17 protein-coding genes and 1 riboswitch are annotated in these 16,946 nt (G+C 44.9%); of the genes, 2 read left to right on the top strand and 15 right to left on the bottom strand.

From position 1 onward, the window contains the following. Positions 1-41: 41 nt before the first annotated feature. The 9 genes from AB447_RS03245 to AB447_RS03285 form a co-directional block, all read right to left on the bottom strand. Positions 42-1,010 (bottom strand): YpdA family putative bacillithiol disulfide reductase, encoded by a 969-nt coding sequence (locus AB447_RS03245; protein ID WP_048352952.1) that lies wholly within the window; start codon positions 1,008-1,010, stop codon positions 42-44. 90 nt (positions 1,011-1,100) lie between these two features. Continuing rightward, positions 1,101-2,375, bottom strand: coding sequence for an NAD-specific glutamate dehydrogenase (gene gudB / locus AB447_RS03250; protein ID WP_046129855.1), 1,275 nt, complete (start codon positions 2,373-2,375; stop codon positions 1,101-1,103). A gap of 192 nt (positions 2,376-2,567) precedes the next feature. After that, on the bottom strand, positions 2,568-3,152 hold the full coding sequence (locus tag AB447_RS03255; protein ID WP_046129854.1) for a genetic competence negative regulator: 585 nt from the start codon (positions 3,150-3,152) through the stop codon (positions 2,568-2,570). A gap of 153 nt (positions 3,153-3,305) precedes the next feature. Further along, positions 3,306-4,097: a metallophosphoesterase gene (locus tag AB447_RS03260; protein WP_046129853.1), complete on the bottom strand. Its 792-nt coding sequence runs from the start codon at positions 4,095-4,097 to the stop codon at positions 3,306-3,308. An 89-nt stretch (positions 4,098-4,186) separates the two neighbouring features. Beyond that, entirely contained in the window at positions 4,187-4,576 is a 390-nt protein-coding gene (locus tag AB447_RS03265; RefSeq protein ID WP_046129919.1) for a YpbF family protein, read from the bottom strand. 124 nt (positions 4,577-4,700) lie between these two features. Then, positions 4,701-5,456 (bottom strand): LysM peptidoglycan-binding domain-containing protein, encoded by a 756-nt coding sequence (locus tag AB447_RS03270; protein WP_046129852.1) that lies wholly within the window; start codon positions 5,454-5,456, stop codon positions 4,701-4,703. Further along, positions 5,398-6,042: a CPBP family intramembrane glutamic endopeptidase gene (locus AB447_RS03275; protein ID WP_046129851.1), complete on the bottom strand. Its 645-nt coding sequence runs from the start codon at positions 6,040-6,042 to the stop codon at positions 5,398-5,400. Before AB447_RS03275 ends, AB447_RS03270 begins: the two co-directional genes overlap by 59 nt. After that, entirely contained in the window at positions 6,036-7,532 is a 1,497-nt protein-coding gene (locus tag AB447_RS03280) for a RecQ family ATP-dependent DNA helicase (RefSeq protein WP_048352913.1), read from the bottom strand. The genes AB447_RS03275 and AB447_RS03280 overlap by 7 nt, the downstream gene beginning before the upstream one ends. Continuing rightward, entirely contained in the window at positions 7,525-8,583 is a 1,059-nt protein-coding gene (locus tag AB447_RS03285; protein ID WP_048352912.1) for a YpbB family protein, read from the bottom strand. Before AB447_RS03285 ends, AB447_RS03280 begins: the two co-directional genes overlap by 8 nt. Before the next feature lie 267 nt (positions 8,584-8,850). On the opposite strand from AB447_RS03285, the gene AB447_RS03290 reads away from it, so the two are divergent. Beyond that, on the top strand, positions 8,851-9,099 hold the full coding sequence (locus AB447_RS03290; protein ID WP_046129848.1) for a ferredoxin: 249 nt from the start codon (positions 8,851-8,853) through the stop codon (positions 9,097-9,099). Between the two features lie 83 nt (positions 9,100-9,182). On the opposite strand, the gene AB447_RS03295 is transcribed toward AB447_RS03290, so the two are convergent. Continuing rightward, complete coding sequence (locus AB447_RS03295) at positions 9,183-9,767, bottom strand: ECF transporter S component (protein ID WP_048352911.1); 585 nt, start codon at positions 9,765-9,767, stop codon at positions 9,183-9,185. A gap of 152 nt (positions 9,768-9,919) precedes the next feature. Continuing rightward, a riboswitch (FMN riboswitch) is annotated at positions 9,920-10,053 on the bottom strand. A gap of 235 nt (positions 10,054-10,288) precedes the next feature. On the opposite strand from AB447_RS03295, the gene serA reads away from it, so the two are divergent. After that, entirely contained in the window at positions 10,289-11,866 is a 1,578-nt protein-coding gene (serA, locus tag AB447_RS03300) for a phosphoglycerate dehydrogenase (RefSeq protein WP_048352910.1), read from the top strand. A gap of 39 nt (positions 11,867-11,905) precedes the next feature. On the opposite strand, the gene AB447_RS03305 is transcribed toward serA, so the two are convergent. From AB447_RS03305 to AB447_RS03325, 5 genes are all read right to left on the bottom strand, one after another. Next, a complete protein-coding gene (locus AB447_RS03305; RefSeq protein WP_048352909.1) occupies positions 11,906-12,727 on the bottom strand; it encodes a M23 family metallopeptidase in 822 nt (273 codons plus the stop codon). Positions 12,728-12,858: 131 nt separating this feature from the next. Beyond that, positions 12,859-13,983 carry a hypothetical protein gene (locus AB447_RS03310; RefSeq protein ID WP_048352908.1) on the bottom strand — a complete coding sequence of 375 codons (1,125 nt, stop codon included), beginning with the start codon at positions 13,981-13,983 and terminating at the stop codon, positions 12,859-12,861. After that, on the bottom strand, positions 13,919-14,503 hold the full coding sequence (gene sigX / locus AB447_RS03315) for an RNA polymerase sigma factor SigX (RefSeq protein ID WP_046129843.1): 585 nt from the start codon (positions 14,501-14,503) through the stop codon (positions 13,919-13,921). The genes AB447_RS03310 and sigX overlap by 65 nt, the downstream gene beginning before the upstream one ends. Before the next feature lie 303 nt (positions 14,504-14,806). Then, positions 14,807-15,712, bottom strand: coding sequence for an LCP family glycopolymer transferase (locus tag AB447_RS03320; protein ID WP_048352951.1), 906 nt, complete (start codon positions 15,710-15,712; stop codon positions 14,807-14,809). Between the two features lie 90 nt (positions 15,713-15,802). Beyond that, entirely contained in the window at positions 15,803-16,645 is an 843-nt protein-coding gene (locus tag AB447_RS03325) for a polysaccharide deacetylase family protein (RefSeq protein WP_048352907.1), read from the bottom strand. Between the last annotated feature and the right edge of the window lie 301 nt (positions 16,646-16,946).

The raw sequence follows: 16,946 nt of genomic DNA on the forward strand, positions 1-16,946 counted from the left end.
AGAGAGAGCACATCTAAATATAGAATATGCTCTCTTCCTTTTTATATCCGTTTGGCGATTTCTGCGGCGATCAGACCGCCGTGGAAGCGCCCGTTTTCGATAAAAATTTCGTTTGCATTGTTTCCGGCAGCGATGACGCCGGCGATGAAAATGCCTTTTTCATTCGTTTCCATCGTTTCTTCGTTGAAAAACGGACGGCCTGATTCCGCATCAATCTGAATCCCCATTTTCTTTAGAAAACTGTGATCCGGATGATAGCCCGTCATCGCAAACACAAAATCGTTTTTAATGGTGATTTCTTCTTTTGAATCAATGGTAAAAGTCAGCTGATCCTCTGTAATTTCCTTGACGGCCGCGCGAAACTCCATCCGTATTTTCCCGTGATTGACAAGGGATACGAATTCGGGAAGAATCCACGGCTTTATGCTTGAGGAGTATTCCGTTCCCCTGTATAAAACGGTCACGCGCGCACCGGCTTTGACCAGCTCCATTGCCGCGTCAACGCTTGAATTTTTTCCGCCGATGACTGCAACGTCTTTATCAAAATAAGGATGAGCTTCTTTAAAATAATGAAAAACCTTAGGCAGATCTTCACCCGGCACGTTCATATAGTTCGGGTTATCGTAGTATCCCGTCGCCACGATGCAAAACGAGGCCAAATACGCATCCTTCGACGTCTCGACTAAAAACCGGTTATCTTCCGTTTTTGTTACGGAATGAACTTTTTCGAAAGCATTGACTCTTATATTTTTCCGTTTGGCAACTTCCCTGTAATAGGACAGGGCCTGATTTCTGACCGGTTTGCGGTTTTCGGTAATAAATGCAACATCTCCGATCTCCAGCTTTTCGCTGGAGCTGAAAAAGGTTTGATGCGTAGGATAACGGTAAATGCTGTCCACAATATTTCCCTTTTCAATAACGAGGGGCTCTATTCCGATTTGCTGCATCGCGATGGCCGCTGAAAGCCCGCAGGGGCCCCCGCCGATAATGATCACTTTTTCTTCTTTCATGTTCCGTTCAACTCCTGTCATGTCCGGCAAATCAAAAAAATCTCCTATTTTATGATAGGAGATTTTTTGCGTTGTTGCAAATGGTTGGGCTTAGATCCAGCCTCTGAATCGGGATGCCTCCGCCATTTTGCGGACGCCCACCATGTAGGCGGCAAGCCTCATGTCGATTCTGCGGTTTTGCGCCATTTCGTAAATGTTGTTAAACGATTTGACCATCATTTTTTCCAGTCTTTCTTCGACTTCTTCCTCAGTCCAGTAGAAGCCCTGATTGTTCTGTACCCATTCGAAGTAGGATACCGTTACACCGCCGGCGCTTGCCAGCACATCCGGAACGAGGAGAATACCGCGGTCAGAAAGAATTTGCGTCGCTTCAAGAGTCGTCGGGCCGTTGGCGGCTTCCACGACGATTTTCGCTTTTATGTTATGCGCGTTTTCTTCTGTAATCTGGTTTTCGATCGCGGCCGGCACCAAAATGTCACAATCAAGTTCAAGCAGCTCCTGATTTGTAATCGTGTCATTGAAGAGCTTTGTGACGGTTCCGAAGCTGTCGCGGCGGTCCAACAAATAATCGATGTCAAGACCCTCAGGGTCATATAAGCCGCCGTATGCATCAGAAATGCCGACAACTTTTGCACCTGCGTCATGCATGAATTTCGCAAGATAGCTTCCCGCATTTCCGAACCCCTGCACAACGACAGAAGCCCCCTTAATATCGATGTTTTTCTTTTTCGCCGCTTCTTTAATACAAATCGTAACCCCTTTTGCTGTCGCAGATTCTCTGCCGTGAGAACCACCTAAAACGAGCGGTTTTCCGGTAATGAAACCCGGAGAATTGAATTCGTCGATTCTTGAATATTCGTCCATCATCCATGCCATAATTTGAGAATTGGTAAATACATCGGGAGCCGGCACGTCTTTTGTCGGTCCGACAATTTGGCTGATCGCCCTGACGTAGCCTCTGCTTAAACGTTCAAGTTCAGGAAAGGACATATCCCGCGGATCACAGATGATCCCGCCCTTTCCGCCTCCATATGGAAGGTCAATGATCCCGCATTTCAGACTCATCCAAATAGAAAGCGCTTTAACTTCTTTTTCAGTGACTCCCGGATGAAAGCGGATGCCTCCTTTTGTCGGTCCTACTGCATCATTGTGCTGCGCACGGTACCCCGTAAAAATTTTCACTGATCCATCATCCATGCGAACCGGAATTTTAACCGTTAAAAAACGAATCGGTTCTTTTAATAATTCATACACTTCTTCTGGATACCCCAATTTTTCAAGCGCCTTATGTATCACCGTTTGCGTTGATTTTAAAACATCGTGTGCATTTTCCTCAGTATGACCGGTGTTTTGATCGGCTACCATGATAAGTTAACCTCCTAAAGTCTTTCTGGCATGTTGTCCTTTCAGAGAATAGTATACACCCTTGCACTAATCATGCAAAGGACAAACAGCCCGTTTTCATAAAAAATATTCGAGAAAAATCATTTTTGTACATTCTTATTTTCGACAAAAAAAACTGCTGTTTAACACAGCAGCACATCTTTTGACATCCAATTATTTAAAGTACGTCTGAATGGTCTGAACGGCGTTGTTGTCCATGATTTTCTTCCCGTACTCCTGAAGTCTGTAGATCGTTAAGGTCGTCGGATTACCGTACTCGGCCAAAATCGAGATCACGCCGTCAACGGAATGGGAATCGAAATCATCGAGGCTCAAAAAATACCGGCCTTCATAATGATAGACCGTCCCGCCCTGGATTCCGATCCTGTCGAGATTTTTGGACAGCTCAATCAGATGTTCAAACGTTTGAAATTCATATATAATGTCAACACTTTCGCCAAGCTTGACCTGCATTTCTATATAATCCTCATCATACTCATTATCGTCTTCATCCGCTTCCTGGTTTTTCGTGACAATGATGACCATTCCTTGTGCTTGAAGAGAATACACTTCAACAGCAATTGGGCCATTTGCTTCAAACCCGAGCTCTGTATTCGCTTCGTTCATCATGTCTTTAAACAGCTGCTGAACTTTAAATGAGTCTTTCCAAAGGTCTTCTTTAGTCAGCCCCCGGTCTGTCAGATCGTCAAGTGTCAGAAAGATTTTAATCTTATTATAATTTAGACGCTCAAGCCGCATAACGTTCCCTCCTGCCTCTTCTTGCACACATCATTTATCTTATTATATGGAGATGATGAGTTATAGGTTCTTAATTTTGATACCAGTTTACACCGTGTTTCAGCGGAAGACAAGCACTATGCCGTCTTTTCGGAAAAAAAGCCGATCAGGCGCCTATCCGCAACCGTCTGTCTGCACTGGAGCCAGTTTGATAAGATGTGTTTCCGGCCTAGCTCCGAGCCTCAAAGGAAGCCTTGTCGTTCCATAGCCGTTGCTGATCAGATAGCGGGTCCTATGAATAGTTCCCGTCCCGCCTTCTTTATATAGTCCGAATCGGCCGATGCGAATCTGGCCTCCGTGCGTATGGCCGCTGAGTATGATGTCAATCCGGTCCTCCTCATGTATTTGATGGTGTATTCCAGGATTGTGTGACACTAAAAGAGTCGGAGCGCCGGGATGAATATTCCGCACCGCCTCCGGCAAGTCGGCAAATCCGATCCTGAGGTCATCCACGCCGCAAACATTCACGATCTGCCCGCGGTGGTTGAAAACAGCCGATTCATTGCGCAAAGCGGTCACACCGTATGTTTTGAACAGGCGAACAAGCCTTGCCTGATTGATCTCGTAATCGTTGTTTCCCCACACAAAAAACGTTTTTCCCAAACTTGTCAGCCTTTTGATATTTTCTTCAATCCTCGCGAACGGAACGCCCCGCTCTGCCAGATCTCCTCCAATCACGACGAGATGCACGCCGTGCTCCTTCACCTTTTGAATGATTTCCCTGCTGACCGTGCGTCTGTGGATGTCAGAAATAAAAAAGACGTTAAGCGGATCTTTTCCGCGCAAGCGCCCGAGCGAAAAACCTGCGTGCATTACACGGTCTTCTTTGGCGATGGCTGACATTTTCCAGATCAAAGCGGATAAGCAGACGAAAACAACGGAAATGAAACTGACGAAAAAGATCATATGAATACCCCATTCTTGTTTTCTTTCTTATATAAGACGCCTGATAAAAAAAGACGTTTCTCTTCACAAAAGAAAACGTCAGCCCTTTTTTATTTGCTTTCAAAATACAAATTGATATCATAGTGCTGTTTCATCACTTTAAAGACCGTTTCCCTCGATTTCCATTCCTCGGGCTGAGGCCATAAATCGGTGCTTTTCTGAATAATCTCACACCTCAGTTTATGAAAATCCCCTTCCGCTTTCTCTTCCTTCTTTTTAAAATAATGTGCCGTACTGTATGCGAAAGCGGCTGCCAATATCCAAAACAGGTAAATGGAATCGTTCAGCAATTCGGCAAGGATGCCGTTTCGGCCAAGCCCTTTTCCAACTGCGAACAGGCAGAACGATACGGCGCAAACCGCGGCTGCCACGAGCCACTTAAGCGATTGCTTTCGATAGTTTTCATACTTTTCTTTTCTTTTGATTAAGCCGCGGAGCATTTGCTTTGTAGGTTCATCGGTAAAACGGTCCAGCTGATCAAGCGCGCTTCCCACATTCCTCACACCTTGTCCGATTTGTTTGTACAATATATATGAACGGGTCGGCGCATTCATGCAGGGGGCCTTAATAAAAAGGAATTTTCAGCACCTGTCCCGCATACACGTTATTGCCGGACAACTGATTATAACTGCGGATTTTTTCCTCGCCCGACCGGTCTTTATAATATTTCATGGAGATTCTGTAAAGGGTCTCCTTTTCTCCAACGGTATGCTGAATCACCTTTTTCGGTTCGGGCGCCTTTTGAACCGGCGCTTTTACGACATTTTTCTTTTCTATTGCGGTCTTCTCCCCGGCTTTTTTCTCTGCTGCAGCAGGTTTATGAACTTTTTTTTCTACTTTTGACGGCTTGTCCTCAGTTTTTTTCTCGTCTTTTGGCCGCTCTTCAGCCGCTTCTTTTTTTGGCTGGTCATCAGCTTTTCCCTCTGTTTGATCAGCCTTTTCCTCCTGAAGAGCGGCGGCTTGATCTGTTGAGTCCGCCAGTTGATCAGCCGCCTGGTCATCTAGAAAGCTTGTATCTTTCGATTTTTCATAAAATACATCGTCATATTGGTCAGGATTCGTATCGCTTTGATTCATCATGTACATGAACACCAGGAAGACGATGATTGGAATGAATAAAAATATGACTGCAAGCGAGGTAAATAAAGGATTCCTTTGTTTATTCTTTTTTTTCCCGTTTTTCTTTTTTTCACGATAAGACTGTCTGGAGGGGAGCTCTTCTTCGGGGAATTGCGGCTCTTCTTGCGCTTTTAGGGCAAGTTCAGCCTGAGCCTTTTCCCGCTCCATCTTCTTTCTCTCTATCCTCGACATCTCCGCCATGTAATCTCCTCCTTACGTGTTGAAAACGAATCTGAAACGCACTTGCAGCATCGATCAGGAAATGCGCCGTGACAGGGACGAATAAATTATCCGTCTTTAAAAAGCTGATCCCGAGCAAAAAGCTGATCAGAACAACCATGACAAAGAGCAGCCATTTTCGCAAATAACGAAAATGCAAAAGCGCAAAAATGATGCTTGCCGCCCAAATGCCGAGATGAGTCTGGACGATCCCTCTGAACAATATTTCTTCAGTGAACGCGATGAAAAGGGTGAGCACGACAATATGAAAGTATGAACGGCTTCGAAAAAGCTTTTGATTTATCCCTTCATCGTCATACATATGCTCGGGAACCCATTTCATCACTGCAAGGTCAACGGCAATGACGAAAACAGCAAGCGGCACGCCGAAAGTGAGAATTCTGATGTCGCGTACGTTCCACAGCGAGAAAAAATCATTGATATCATCGAACAAAAAGACGCCCGTCAAGACCGCCGTACAAAGCATCAGAAGCTGGGAAAAATAAAGCTGTCTCAACATTTCCCTGTCTGACAGCCGGCTGATGATTTCTGTCTGCTTTTTCAGCATATCCGATCACGGCTGGCAGCAAATATCGTATCCAATTCCTCTTCCCATGCTGTTAGTTGGTTCATAAATGGATGATCTCCTTTAGTTTCATAATCTTCAAGATTTAATCCGCAGTGCGTGCAGCATGCCGTGTTACCGCTTTTTCCGGCGCTTAAGGTTTCATTAAAATAAGAAAGCAGCCCTTCCCGAAAGCACCCTTTGCTTTCTGTGATCTGTGCGAAGCCTGCCATTTTGTTTAGTTTTTGCTGTCTTCTAAAGTCCATTTCCTGATAAATAAGCTCTCTCGCCTTATTCCCCAAATGGCGAAATTTGAAAAACAAATGGGAGAAATGCCGGGCCTGTGTTTCCGTTAAGCCGGATTGCTCAAGGCTTTCCCTTGCGCCGCGTTCGTCCCGGACATCGGCAAGTTTTTCGTATAAAAAGTCGATTGTCTGTCTGGTGAGAGCTTCTGTCTGAATGAGCTGTTCCTGGATTCCCCTATCTCCCGGAGCCTTCAGCAGGATGCTGACGCTCTGTTTCCCATCCCGGCCCGCGCGCCCGATTTCCTGCATGTATGCTTCGATCGTTTGCGGAAGGTTGACATGGATCACATATCTGACATCAGGCTTATCAACTCCCATGCCAAACGCGTTTGTGCAGCAGACGATGTCAAGCTGATTGCGGATAAACTGCTGCTGAATCAGCATTCTGTCGCCAGCGTCCATTCCGCCGTGGTAAAACTCCGTTCTCATCCTCGTCTCTTCGGCGATCTTTCCGGCCAGTTCTTCGGCCCATTTTCTTGTCGGACAATAGACGAGGCCGGGGCCTTGAAGCTTGCGGACAAGTTCAATCAGCCTTTCGTTTTTTCCGGCGGTATCCTGGACCTCCTCGAGATGAAGAGCGATGTTCGGCCGATCGACCGAATGAATGAGATAGCGGACTTCGTTCAGCCCGAGCATGCGCGAGATGTCCTTTAACGTCTCTTCCGTCGCCGTCGCTGTAAGCGCCAGTGTGACGGGGCTGCCAAGCTTTTTTTTGATGTCTCCGAGCTTCGAATAATCAGGCCTGAAATCATGCCCCCACTGCGAGATACAGTGGGCTTCGTCGACGACGAAAAGGCTGATTTTCATCGTTTGCAGCCGCCTTACCATCTGCTCAGACTGGAGAGCTTCCGGCGATATATAAAGAAATTTAAGCCTGTGAAGCTGTTTTAAAATGTATTCTTTTTCCTGATGGGTTAAGGCGCTGTTATAGGCAGCCGCCCTTTTCTCTCCCCGCATTTTCAATTGCTGCACCTGATCTTCCATTAAAGAAAGGAGGGGGGAAACGATCAACACCGTTCCGTCCGTCAATAGCCCGGGAAGCTGGTAGCACAGCGATTTTCCTCCCCCGGTCGGAAGCATCGCAACCGTATCCTGCCCTTCAAGCACGCTTTTCACGATTTCTTCCTGTCCTTTTTTAAAAGAGGTGTAGCCGAAATGGCGGCGGAGAGCCTCATGAAGCTTATCCATGCCGCGTCACCGTTTTCGACAGGGCGAGACGGATTTTAAAATAGCTGTATCTGCCCCCGAGCCCTTCTTTAATTTGCCTGATTTTATTCGTTTGATTGCGTTTTGCATAATCTGCAATGATTCTTTGTTCCTCTTCCGGCACGTATGTTTCAATTGAAAAAGCCGGATCGTGAATCGCGATTTCGACGATGTGATCCTCGATCGTTGCCGTTTTTAATTTTCGGATTTCCGCGATCCGCTCAATCGATTTTCCTTCTTTGATGAGAAACAGCGTTTTCCTTGTCGACTGCGTGAGCCCGTCTTTAAATGGTATGTCTTTGATCAGCGTTTCAAAAAGCGGGCTTTCACCCTTTTGAACGGATTGAATAAAATAGTGCAGAACATCCCAAAACAGAGTATATATGTACCATTCATCCTCACGCATCTTTTCCGCAAGCTGTTTACACGTAAAGCCGATCTTGGCAGCCGATGTCAGGGAATGTACAAAGACGGCGGCCTGCCGGTCGTCATCTAACGCTGACAGCTTTTCCTTCAATTCCGTATGAAAATGCGCTGCCAACTCATCGGCATTCCGGTTTCTTAAGTACCGCCTGACCCAATTTTGAATCTGGTAATCTTTTGTGATCGGCAAATAAAACCGCTCCCGATACCGTCTGTTTGACAGCACTTGAATCAAAAGGGACATCCTTTGCCACATGATATTTGCAGCCGCCTGATAATAGGCGCCGTGAAAATGCCGGGGCCAGGGATGGATGCGGAAGCAGCGTTCCAGTTCCTTTTCTCCTCTTTCAGTGACGGCAAAAGCGCCCGTCTCGTGTTTTTCGGTAATGAAAGATTCCCGCAGCAATTTTTGAAAACTGCCATTCAACCGATCTCGGGAAAGGGACGAACAAAAGCCGAAATACTTTGAGACGGCAAATAAACCGGCGTCCTGAATCGTCTGTGATGACCTTTTCCCTTTTAATAAATGATATACGGCGCTCGGCGACCGTTCTCCCCGCATTGATGTGAGAATGTCCAGCACAACGGCGTCAAAAAAATGAACCGACATAGCATCACCTACATTCTTTTAGGACAACATTCGATATTTTTCTTCTTATTATTTTAACAGATTTTGCAGAGAAATCGACGTTTAAAGTCATCTAAAAGGGGCATGTTAGCAGTAGAACCCTTGTGTGATAAGCATTCTCAATATTTTTAAGTTGAAATGTAGGATTAACACCATTACAATAAGGAATGGGAATAGGTTTCATATCGGACCGATAGAGGGTTAAAACCATTTGTTCCAACGAAGAACCATCTGGGAGGTTTTTTATTTATGCCAAAATATACAATTGTAGACAAAGATACGTGTATCGCATGCGGCGCTTGCGGTGCAGCGGCTCCTGATATTTATGACTATGATGATGAAGGAATCGCGTATGTCACGCTCGATGACAACCAAGGCGTCGTAGAAGTGCCTGATGTCCTGGAAGAAGACATGATGGACGCATTTGAAGGCTGTCCTACTGACTCGATTAAAGTTGCGGATGAGCCGTTTGAAGGCGACCCGCTGAAGCACGAATAGAAAAAGCAATATCCGGCGAGAGTGTCTCCGGCCGGATATGTTCATGAAAAAGCCCGGCGAATGCCGGGCTTTTGTTGTATTAATTAATGCTGTCTTGCCACCTGTACATTTTCTTTCAGCCAAGGTCTCAGCTGAAGGAAAATCGGTGTGGACACCAATGTCACGACAAGGCCTTTAATGAGATTAAACGGCAGAATGCCTGCTATAATCGTCGTTTTCAGTGCGCCCCCTGATAATGCTGGAGCATGTAAGAACCAAGTGTATGCAGGGATAAACAGAACATAATTCAAGATGCTCATCAGGGCGGCCATTAAAATCGTACCCAGAACAAGAGCAGCTGCAAACCCTTTGGCAGAGTTCGTTTTTTTCAGCATAAAAGCGGCCGGCAGTATAAACAGCGTTCCGGCGACAAAGTTCGCTGTCTGATCGATCGGTACGCCTGATGCGCTTCCCGCAATGAAGTAGTTCAGCACGTTTTTAATCGCCTCAACGGCAATTCCGGCGCCAGGGCCGTATAATATGACAGCAAGCAATGCCGGGATATCGCTGAAATCGATTTTTAAATACGGATACGCCCCCAAAATCGGAAAGCTCAGCATCATTAATACGAATGCAATACTGCTCAGCATACTGATGGACACTAGACGTCTTACTCTGTTGTGCTTCATTTGTCTCTTTCTCCTTTTCGATCACATCTCACGAAAAGAGGAATGGTTCTAGCCCCCGTCCGCAAACAAAAAACCCGCTTTTTGCAAAAGCGGGGCCGTTTACAGACAGGTCAAATAAACGTTTCGAAATGTGTATTTCAAAACGCAGGAACCTCCATCTTCTCCCATCCAGACTATACTGTCGGCTTCGGAATCTCACCGAATCCTGCCTCAATAAGGCTCGCGGGCTTAGAGCAAACAACTCATCACCGCCGGTAGGGAATTTCACCCTGCCCCGAAGATTGATCATATAAAATTTTATTTTCGATATTATTATAGTGTAGTTGTGAAAAAATGTACAGATGAAAGCTCAAGTCTCTTTCATCAGCAGCGTGCATTACCAGCACACCGTCTAAAATCCGCACATTCACACTTTTTTCATTTTTAATTTTCGTCTTTTACGCTTGAAACTCATTGACACCATTCTCGTAATATGGTAAATTATCAGATATTTATGACGTTTATTTAGGAGGAAATCTTACATGTTTCGAGTATTGGTCTCAGATAAAATGTCAAGCGATGGACTTGCACCATTAATGGAAGCAGATTTTATTGAAATTGTTCAAAAAAATGTCGCGGAAGCGGAAGACGAGCTGCATACTTTTGATGCTCTTCTGGTAAGAAGCGCAACAAAGGTAACGGAAGAGCTGTTTAAAAAGATGACCTCATTGAAAATCGTCGCGAGAGCGGGAGTAGGCGTTGACAACATTGACATTGACGAAGCGACGAAGCACGGCGTAATTGTGGTGAACGCGCCAAACGGAAACACCATCTCAACGGCGGAACATACATTTGCAATGTTCTCTGCACTAATGAGGCATATTCCGCAGGCGAACATCTCCGTCAAATCGCGCGAATGGAACCGTTCAGCTTTTGTCGGGTCAGAGCTTTACGGAAAAACGCTCGGCATCGTCGGAATGGGACGGATCGGAAGCGAAATTGCGAGCCGCGCCAAAGCGTTCGGAATGACGGTCCGCGTATATGATCCGTTTCTGACCCAGGAAAGAGCGGACAAACTCGGAGTCAATGCCAACAGCTTTGAAGAGGTGCTCGCCTGCGCGGATATCATCACAGTTCACACACCGCTGACGAAAGAAACAAAAGGCCTCTTAAACAAGGAAACGATCGCAAAAACGAAAAAAGGCGTCCGTCTCGTCAACTGCGCAAGAGGCGGGATCATCGATGAAGCGGCCCTTCTTGAAGCGCTTGAAAGCGGCCATGTCAGAGGGGCGGCGCTTGACGTTTTTGAAGTCGAGCCTCCTGTGGATTCCAAATTGATCGATCACCCGAACGTGATTGCCACTCCGCATCTGGGAGCTTCGACAAAAGAAGCCCAGCTGAATGTAGCGGCGCAAGTATCGGAAGAAGTTCTGCAGTATGCGCAAGGAAACCCTGTAATGTCAGCGATCAACCTTCCGGCCATGACAAAGGACTCTTTCCAAAAGATCCAGCCGTACCATCAATTTGCCAATACGATCGGAAACCTTGTATCCCAATGCATGAATGAGCCTGTGAAAGATGTGGCCATCCATTATGAAGGATCCATTGCAAAGCTAGAAACATCATTTATTACAAAAAGCCTTTTGGCCGGATTCCTGAAACCGCGCGTTGCTGCAACGGTCAATGAGGTCAACGCCGGAACCGTCGCGAAAGAGCGCGGGATCAGCTTCAGCGAAAAGATTTCTTCCAATGAATCCGGTTATGAAAATTGCATTTCAGTGAAAGTAACAGGCGATCGTTCGACGTTTGCTTTAACTGCAACGTACATTCCGCACTTTGGCGGACGCATCGTCGCTTTAAACGGATTTGATATCGATTTCTATCCAAACGGTCACCTTGTCTACATTCATCATCAGGATAAGCCGGGGATGATCGGTCATGTCGGCCGGATTCTCGGCGATCATAACATCAATATTGCGACAATGCAGGTGGGACGGAAAGAAAAAGGCGGCGAAGCGATCATGATGCTTTCATTCGACCGCCATCTTGAAGACGATATTTTAAACGAACTGAAAAACATCGACGATATCGTATCGGTTAAGGTCATCGACCTGCCGTAGCAGCCGGCGGAGCCCTGAAGCAATCAGGGTTCCGTTTTTTTACGAGGAACGGTCCACCCTGATGAGGAGCGGCTGCTGCGGGTAGATGGTCTCCCCTTTCAGTCCGTTCCACTCTTGAATTGCTCCGGCGGTCACGCCCATTTTTTCGGCAATGCGGTAAAGCGTATCACCTTTTTGAACAATATAAGTGCGCTGCTTTTCCCGGCTTTCGTCGAGACGCAACATCTGACCGGCGTAAATATTCGGGTTTGCAAGGCCGTTCATCTCAATCATTTTCCCGACGGATAACCCGTTTTCCCGGCTGATCTTCCATAGCGTGTCCCCTTTTCGCACGGTGATCTCTCTTTTTGTCTCAGCGCTTCCTTTGTGTACATGAACCGAACTCGGACGGAACGCCTCCTCGCTGTATACGGTCAGCGGGTTCATCGCGTTTTTCTTATTCTCAGTCCAAGCGCCTTGATGGATTTCAAAGTGAAGATGCGTTCCCGTCGATATTCCGGTATTTCCGATGATTCCGATTTCCTCTCCTTTTTTCACGCGGTCACCCTTTTTCTTTAGCCGTTTGTTCAAATGGGCATAGACGGTTTCATACCCGTTGTCATGTTTGATGAAAATGACTTGGCCGTATGAGTTCGATACATACGATTTACTTACGGCTCCATCTGCGGCAGCTACCACCATTTCTCCCTCAGGAGCCGCGATGTCGAGTCCCTTGTGTTTGCCGCCCCTTGTGCCGAACTTATCCGTTATTTCCCCTTTAATCGGTTCGGTCCAACTGCTTTTAGTTGCCGATGCAGACGGAACCGCGATGCAAGACCATGTGATCAGTAATATGCAAAATAGGTATCTGAACGGTTTCAAGTGTTCTGAATCCTCCTCTGATGGTGCCGGCTGTTTTAGCTTTCTTTTACGACAGCTTAGTATAATTCCAAATGACGGTATTTTATACATTTTATTCATCAAAAAAGAGACTCCTCATCAGAGTCTCTTTTTCAGCCTTTTATCGTAATCGGGTTCGGCGCGTATGGAACGGGAATCGGTTTTGTCAAATCATAGCTGCCGATCTTATCGGTGTTCGCATTCGTAAATTTTACTTTTGTATAGCCGAAATCTTTTGCCGTCAGGAGCAGGCCTTCCAGCATTAAAATATCATCGGATTGATTTTGAATGTCCGCAGACGGTGCAAAACGAATGATCAGCTCTTTTCCGTTTTCTTCAACAGCCTGAATCGCACGGTCGCCCGATAAAATGGATTTGATATGAGAGCCGCTTTCTCCGTGCTGCATCTGGCTGATCGCTTCATTTATACTTTGATACGATTCGCGTGACGGCACAAGAAACTGCTCACCGTCAGAATCTTCATATAGGAAATAGCCCCTTTTGGTCTTCTGCTCGATTGACAGATCCATAAGAAGTCCGTATGAATCAATAGTAACGCCCGGTTCGCCGTTTGAGACAAACTGAACAGTGTCGCAGGAACCCCATTTAAAGGTTTCATTGATCACTTCTTTCATCAGCTCGAAATCGTCCGTGGAGATTCCGGAAATGTCCTTATTCACTTGCAGGGTGACCGAGTGGCTTTCCGTTTGCTCACTGAATGTCACATGTTGAAAATAAGATGTGTCCAATGGCTCAAACTGATCGGCATCAAGCCGGGTGTATTCGTTGAGCGCGTCTTCAACAGTCTTCATGCCGGCTTTTTTCCTAATGCTGACCGGCACGACGACCGACTTCGAATCATCGGGAAATGCAAAGGTGATATAGTTGTCTTTTTGATCGCTTGGAACGACATATGTATTTGCGGGTTCAGACCGGTCGGCAGCCGTCTTGGTTTCCTTATGCTTAGCTTCCACTTTGCTTTGGCTGGCGGAAGCAATGTCAGGATTTTCACCGTTTTGCTTTGTCTGGTCAACCAATTGAGGAGTTATCAGCACAAGAAGAAAGAGAACGCAAACTGATGCAGCAAATGCCCCGAACCGTTTTTTTGAGGGAGTTTTTTTCGGCTGTGCGTGAAGCAGCTTTTGATAGATTTGATACGGTGAACGATCATCCTTAACCGTTGGAAGTTGGCTTAGTAACATCTTTAGCCGTTCTTCGTTCCATTCTGACTTCTTCATTCCTTTGCTCCTCCTTCAAAAGCTCCATCTGTTTGCGAAGTACCTTCAGACCGCGATGCTGAGTCGTTTTCACCTTGCTTTCAGAAAAATGTAAAGCTTGGGCTGTTTCTGCAATCGAATACCCTTGAATAAACCGAAGCACGATGACAGATCGTTGATCCAATGTACATTTATCAAGCGCTTTAAAGATTTCATTAAGATTTTCATTCTGCATCAAAATGTCCTCAGGCAAGGGTTGCCGGTCTTTTACATCCTGCTTCTCCCAGTCAAACGTCCCCATGATCCGCTGGCGGATCGTCTGCTGTTTTCTGAACCAATCGATGGCGACATGCCTTGCGATTGAAAGAAGCCATGTTTTTTCGCTGCTTCTGCCTTCAAATGTTTCATACGAATGCAGAACGCGGATATAGACTTCCTGAACTAAATCTTCAGCCTGGCTTTTGTCTTTTACCATATAAAATAAAAACTGAAATAAATCTTGATGATATGTATCATATATTTTCTGAAAGGTTTCTTCCACTTGAAACCCCTCCGTTCAATTTATTGTCGTTTGTCAATCACAAAAAGTTACATTACAACTATTACAACTATATTACGAAAATATGAAAATGGGAAGGGAATTTTCCTAAAGTTAAACTAAAATTTAACTATACCACATCATAAAAGCACCTGTCCTAAATGAACAGGTGCTATAGCTTGCTGAGGAACCCAAGTTTCATTACAACCGCCCCTCAATCAGGTTTTTGTTCTTGCGGACGGACTTGTTGATCTTGACAAGCAAATAAGGTTAATACTTTTCTGAGATTGACTGATTTTCATCGTGCTATGATTTTAAGTTCAATTGCCGGCGAAGCTTTTTTGAGATCTCCTTTCTCTTTTCGTCAGTTACAACGTGGAACCATAAGCCATCAATTTTTTTATCTTCACCTTCAATTTCGAATTGTTTAATATCCTTGGCGGCTTCTTTATAAGAGCTTTGAATATCGATCATTTTGTCCAGCGTCAAGTTCGTTTTTATGTTTTTTTCCAATGCAGTTAAAATCTCTTGATAGTTTGTTAATGATTTTAATTGTGCACCTTCATGAATAATTTGGTTGATAATCTCACGCTGACGCTGTTGGCGTCCAAAATCACCGCGCGGATCGTCTTTTCTCATCCGGGCATATGTAAGAGCAGTCTTACCGTCAAGATGCAGTTTCCCTTTTGATAGATGCACTCCTTCAAGAGTGAAATCGATACGATTATTCACCGTGACTCCGCCAACCGCATCTACAATATCTTTAAACCCGTCCATATTTACTTTGATATAATAATTGATGGGAATGTCCAAAAATTGTTCTACCGTTTGAACGGTACCTTCAATTCCGCCATAGGTGTATGCCGAATTCATTTTAGAAAAGGTATTCTTTGATCGTATAAATACCCTCGTATCACGCGGAATACTTGTCATTGTGGCTTTTTTTGTCTCCGGATTTACAGTCATGACAATCATAGAATCCGGGCGCCCATTATCACCAGGCCGCTCGTCTATCCCTAATAAAAGGATCGATATGGGATCGTGCGGAGCTGCTTTCTTCTGCTCGGAATCCCGGTGAAGAGGTTCGTACATATTGCTTATTGATTTTGCTACGTTACGGTAAACACCGTAAGAAACCAAACCGCCGACAGTGATCAATAAAGCCAGGACAAACAATACCGTATTTTTGATTTTTAATTTTCTTTTTCTCATTTTCACTAGAATATCCCTTCCTTGCCGATGCACCTAATATTGCTTTCGCAGTCGGCATGTTATCATTCGAAATCGTGATTGTCGGATTGATTAATTCCATCTGAAATGAAGCGGCTTCATCGAATCATGAACTGCCTTCATTTCATATCCGTTATCTTGAAAGTACTTCAGTAATTTTTCCAAATGCGCTGCAGTTGTCGGTTTTTCATGCATTAATACGACAAGCGGCTCAACACCGTAAAGGTTATTGACTTGCTGAATCACATTGTTCACGAATTGACCATTTGTATTTCCAGACTTCCAGTCCTCTGAATCAACAGTCCAATCCCAAATGTTAAAATGCTCACGCTTAATGGCTTCTTGAAATGGACCAGTAATGTATGGCTTTGATCCATAAGGCGATCTGATCAAATGTGTGTTGACGTTGGTTGTTTCTTTGATCGTATGAAGCGTATCGTTCATCTCCGCTGCAAAGCTTTCAGGAGATTTATAGATTTTCGATACTTGATGCGTAACTCCGTGAGACCCAACGGAATGACCGTTTTTGACCATTTTCCTTACAATATTAGAATTCTGCTCAATATTCGGTTTTAACATGAAAAACGTTGCTTTTGCGTGATACTTATCGAGCAAACTTAAGATTTTTTCTGAAGCAGCCGGATTCGGCCCGTCATCAAATGTCAAATAGACGACCTTTCCGGTTTCCAGCGATGTTTGCTTACGATCCTTTTTTTCTACTGGATGTTTGCCTGAATGTTGGTTCTTGGACACCTGCGCTGAACCGTTGGTGCTTTCTTTTATGGATTCCTGCTTTGAACCAGCAAGCGCATTCCAAGAAATGCATAACAAAGTCACACCCAGTACGATCAGCATACCCAACACTATTTTTCCCAGTCCGGTCAATTTATGAACTTTTCTTGGTGAATTTGACACTTTTTCCAACTCCTCAACTATAGATTTCTTTTAAACTCGTCATACGCAAATGGCAATTTTTTAGTTTTGATGTTTGAAGACAAAGTTCGATAAGAAGGATGCTCTTTTAATATAAGGTAGAGATATCGCAGAAGTTCGACCAACTTGTAAACAAAATGTCACAAAAAGAAGAAAAACATCATTTTTTGAGGGATAGTAAAAAATAATAATCGGATATATTCCCCTGTAATGAAATTGTGTGATGGGATTAAAAGGCTGGAAATCATGAGGCATAATCGTCTTTACAAAAGAAAAAAACCTT

Source organism: Bacillus glycinifermentans (assembly GCF_001042475.2).
Lineage (GTDB): Bacteria > Bacillota > Bacilli > Bacillales > Bacillaceae > Bacillus > Bacillus glycinifermentans.

Bases quoted from the DNA above. Each gene is read 5' to 3' on its own strand.
- AB447_RS03245 (WP_048352952.1), bottom strand. From the start codon at position 1,010: ATGAAAGAAGAAAAAGTGATCATTATCGGCGGGGGCCCCTGCGGGCTT.
- gudB (WP_046129855.1), bottom strand. From the start codon at position 2,375: ATGGTAGCCGATCAAAACACCGGTCATACTGAGGAAAATGCACACGAT.
- AB447_RS03255 (WP_046129854.1), bottom strand. From the start codon at position 3,152: ATGCGGCTTGAGCGTCTAAATTATAATAAGATTAAAATCTTTCTGACA.
- AB447_RS03260 (WP_046129853.1), bottom strand. From the start codon at position 4,097: ATGATCTTTTTCGTCAGTTTCATTTCCGTTGTTTTCGTCTGCTTATCC.
- AB447_RS03265 (WP_046129919.1), bottom strand. From the start codon at position 4,576: ATGCTCCGCGGCTTAATCAAAAGAAAAGAAAAGTATGAAAACTATCGA.
- AB447_RS03270 (WP_046129852.1), bottom strand. From the start codon at position 5,456: ATGGCGGAGATGTCGAGGATAGAGAGAAAGAAGATGGAGCGGGAAAAG.
- AB447_RS03275 (WP_046129851.1), bottom strand. From the start codon at position 6,042: ATGCTGAAAAAGCAGACAGAAATCATCAGCCGGCTGTCAGACAGGGAA.
- AB447_RS03280 (WP_048352913.1), bottom strand. From the start codon at position 7,532: ATGGATAAGCTTCATGAGGCTCTCCGCCGCCATTTCGGCTACACCTCT.
- AB447_RS03285 (WP_048352912.1), bottom strand. From the start codon at position 8,583: ATGTCGGTTCATTTTTTTGACGCCGTTGTGCTGGACATTCTCACATCA.
- AB447_RS03290 (WP_046129848.1), top strand. From the start codon at position 8,851: ATGCCAAAATATACAATTGTAGACAAAGATACGTGTATCGCATGCGGC.
- AB447_RS03295 (WP_048352911.1), bottom strand. From the start codon at position 9,767: ATGAAGCACAACAGAGTAAGACGTCTAGTGTCCATCAGTATGCTGAGC.
- serA (WP_048352910.1), top strand. From the start codon at position 10,289: ATGTTTCGAGTATTGGTCTCAGATAAAATGTCAAGCGATGGACTTGCA.
- AB447_RS03310 (WP_048352908.1), bottom strand. From the start codon at position 13,983: ATGAAGAAGTCAGAATGGAACGAAGAACGGCTAAAGATGTTACTAAGC.
- AB447_RS03320 (WP_048352951.1), bottom strand. From the start codon at position 15,712: ATGAGAAAAAGAAAATTAAAAATCAAAAATACGGTATTGTTTGTCCTG.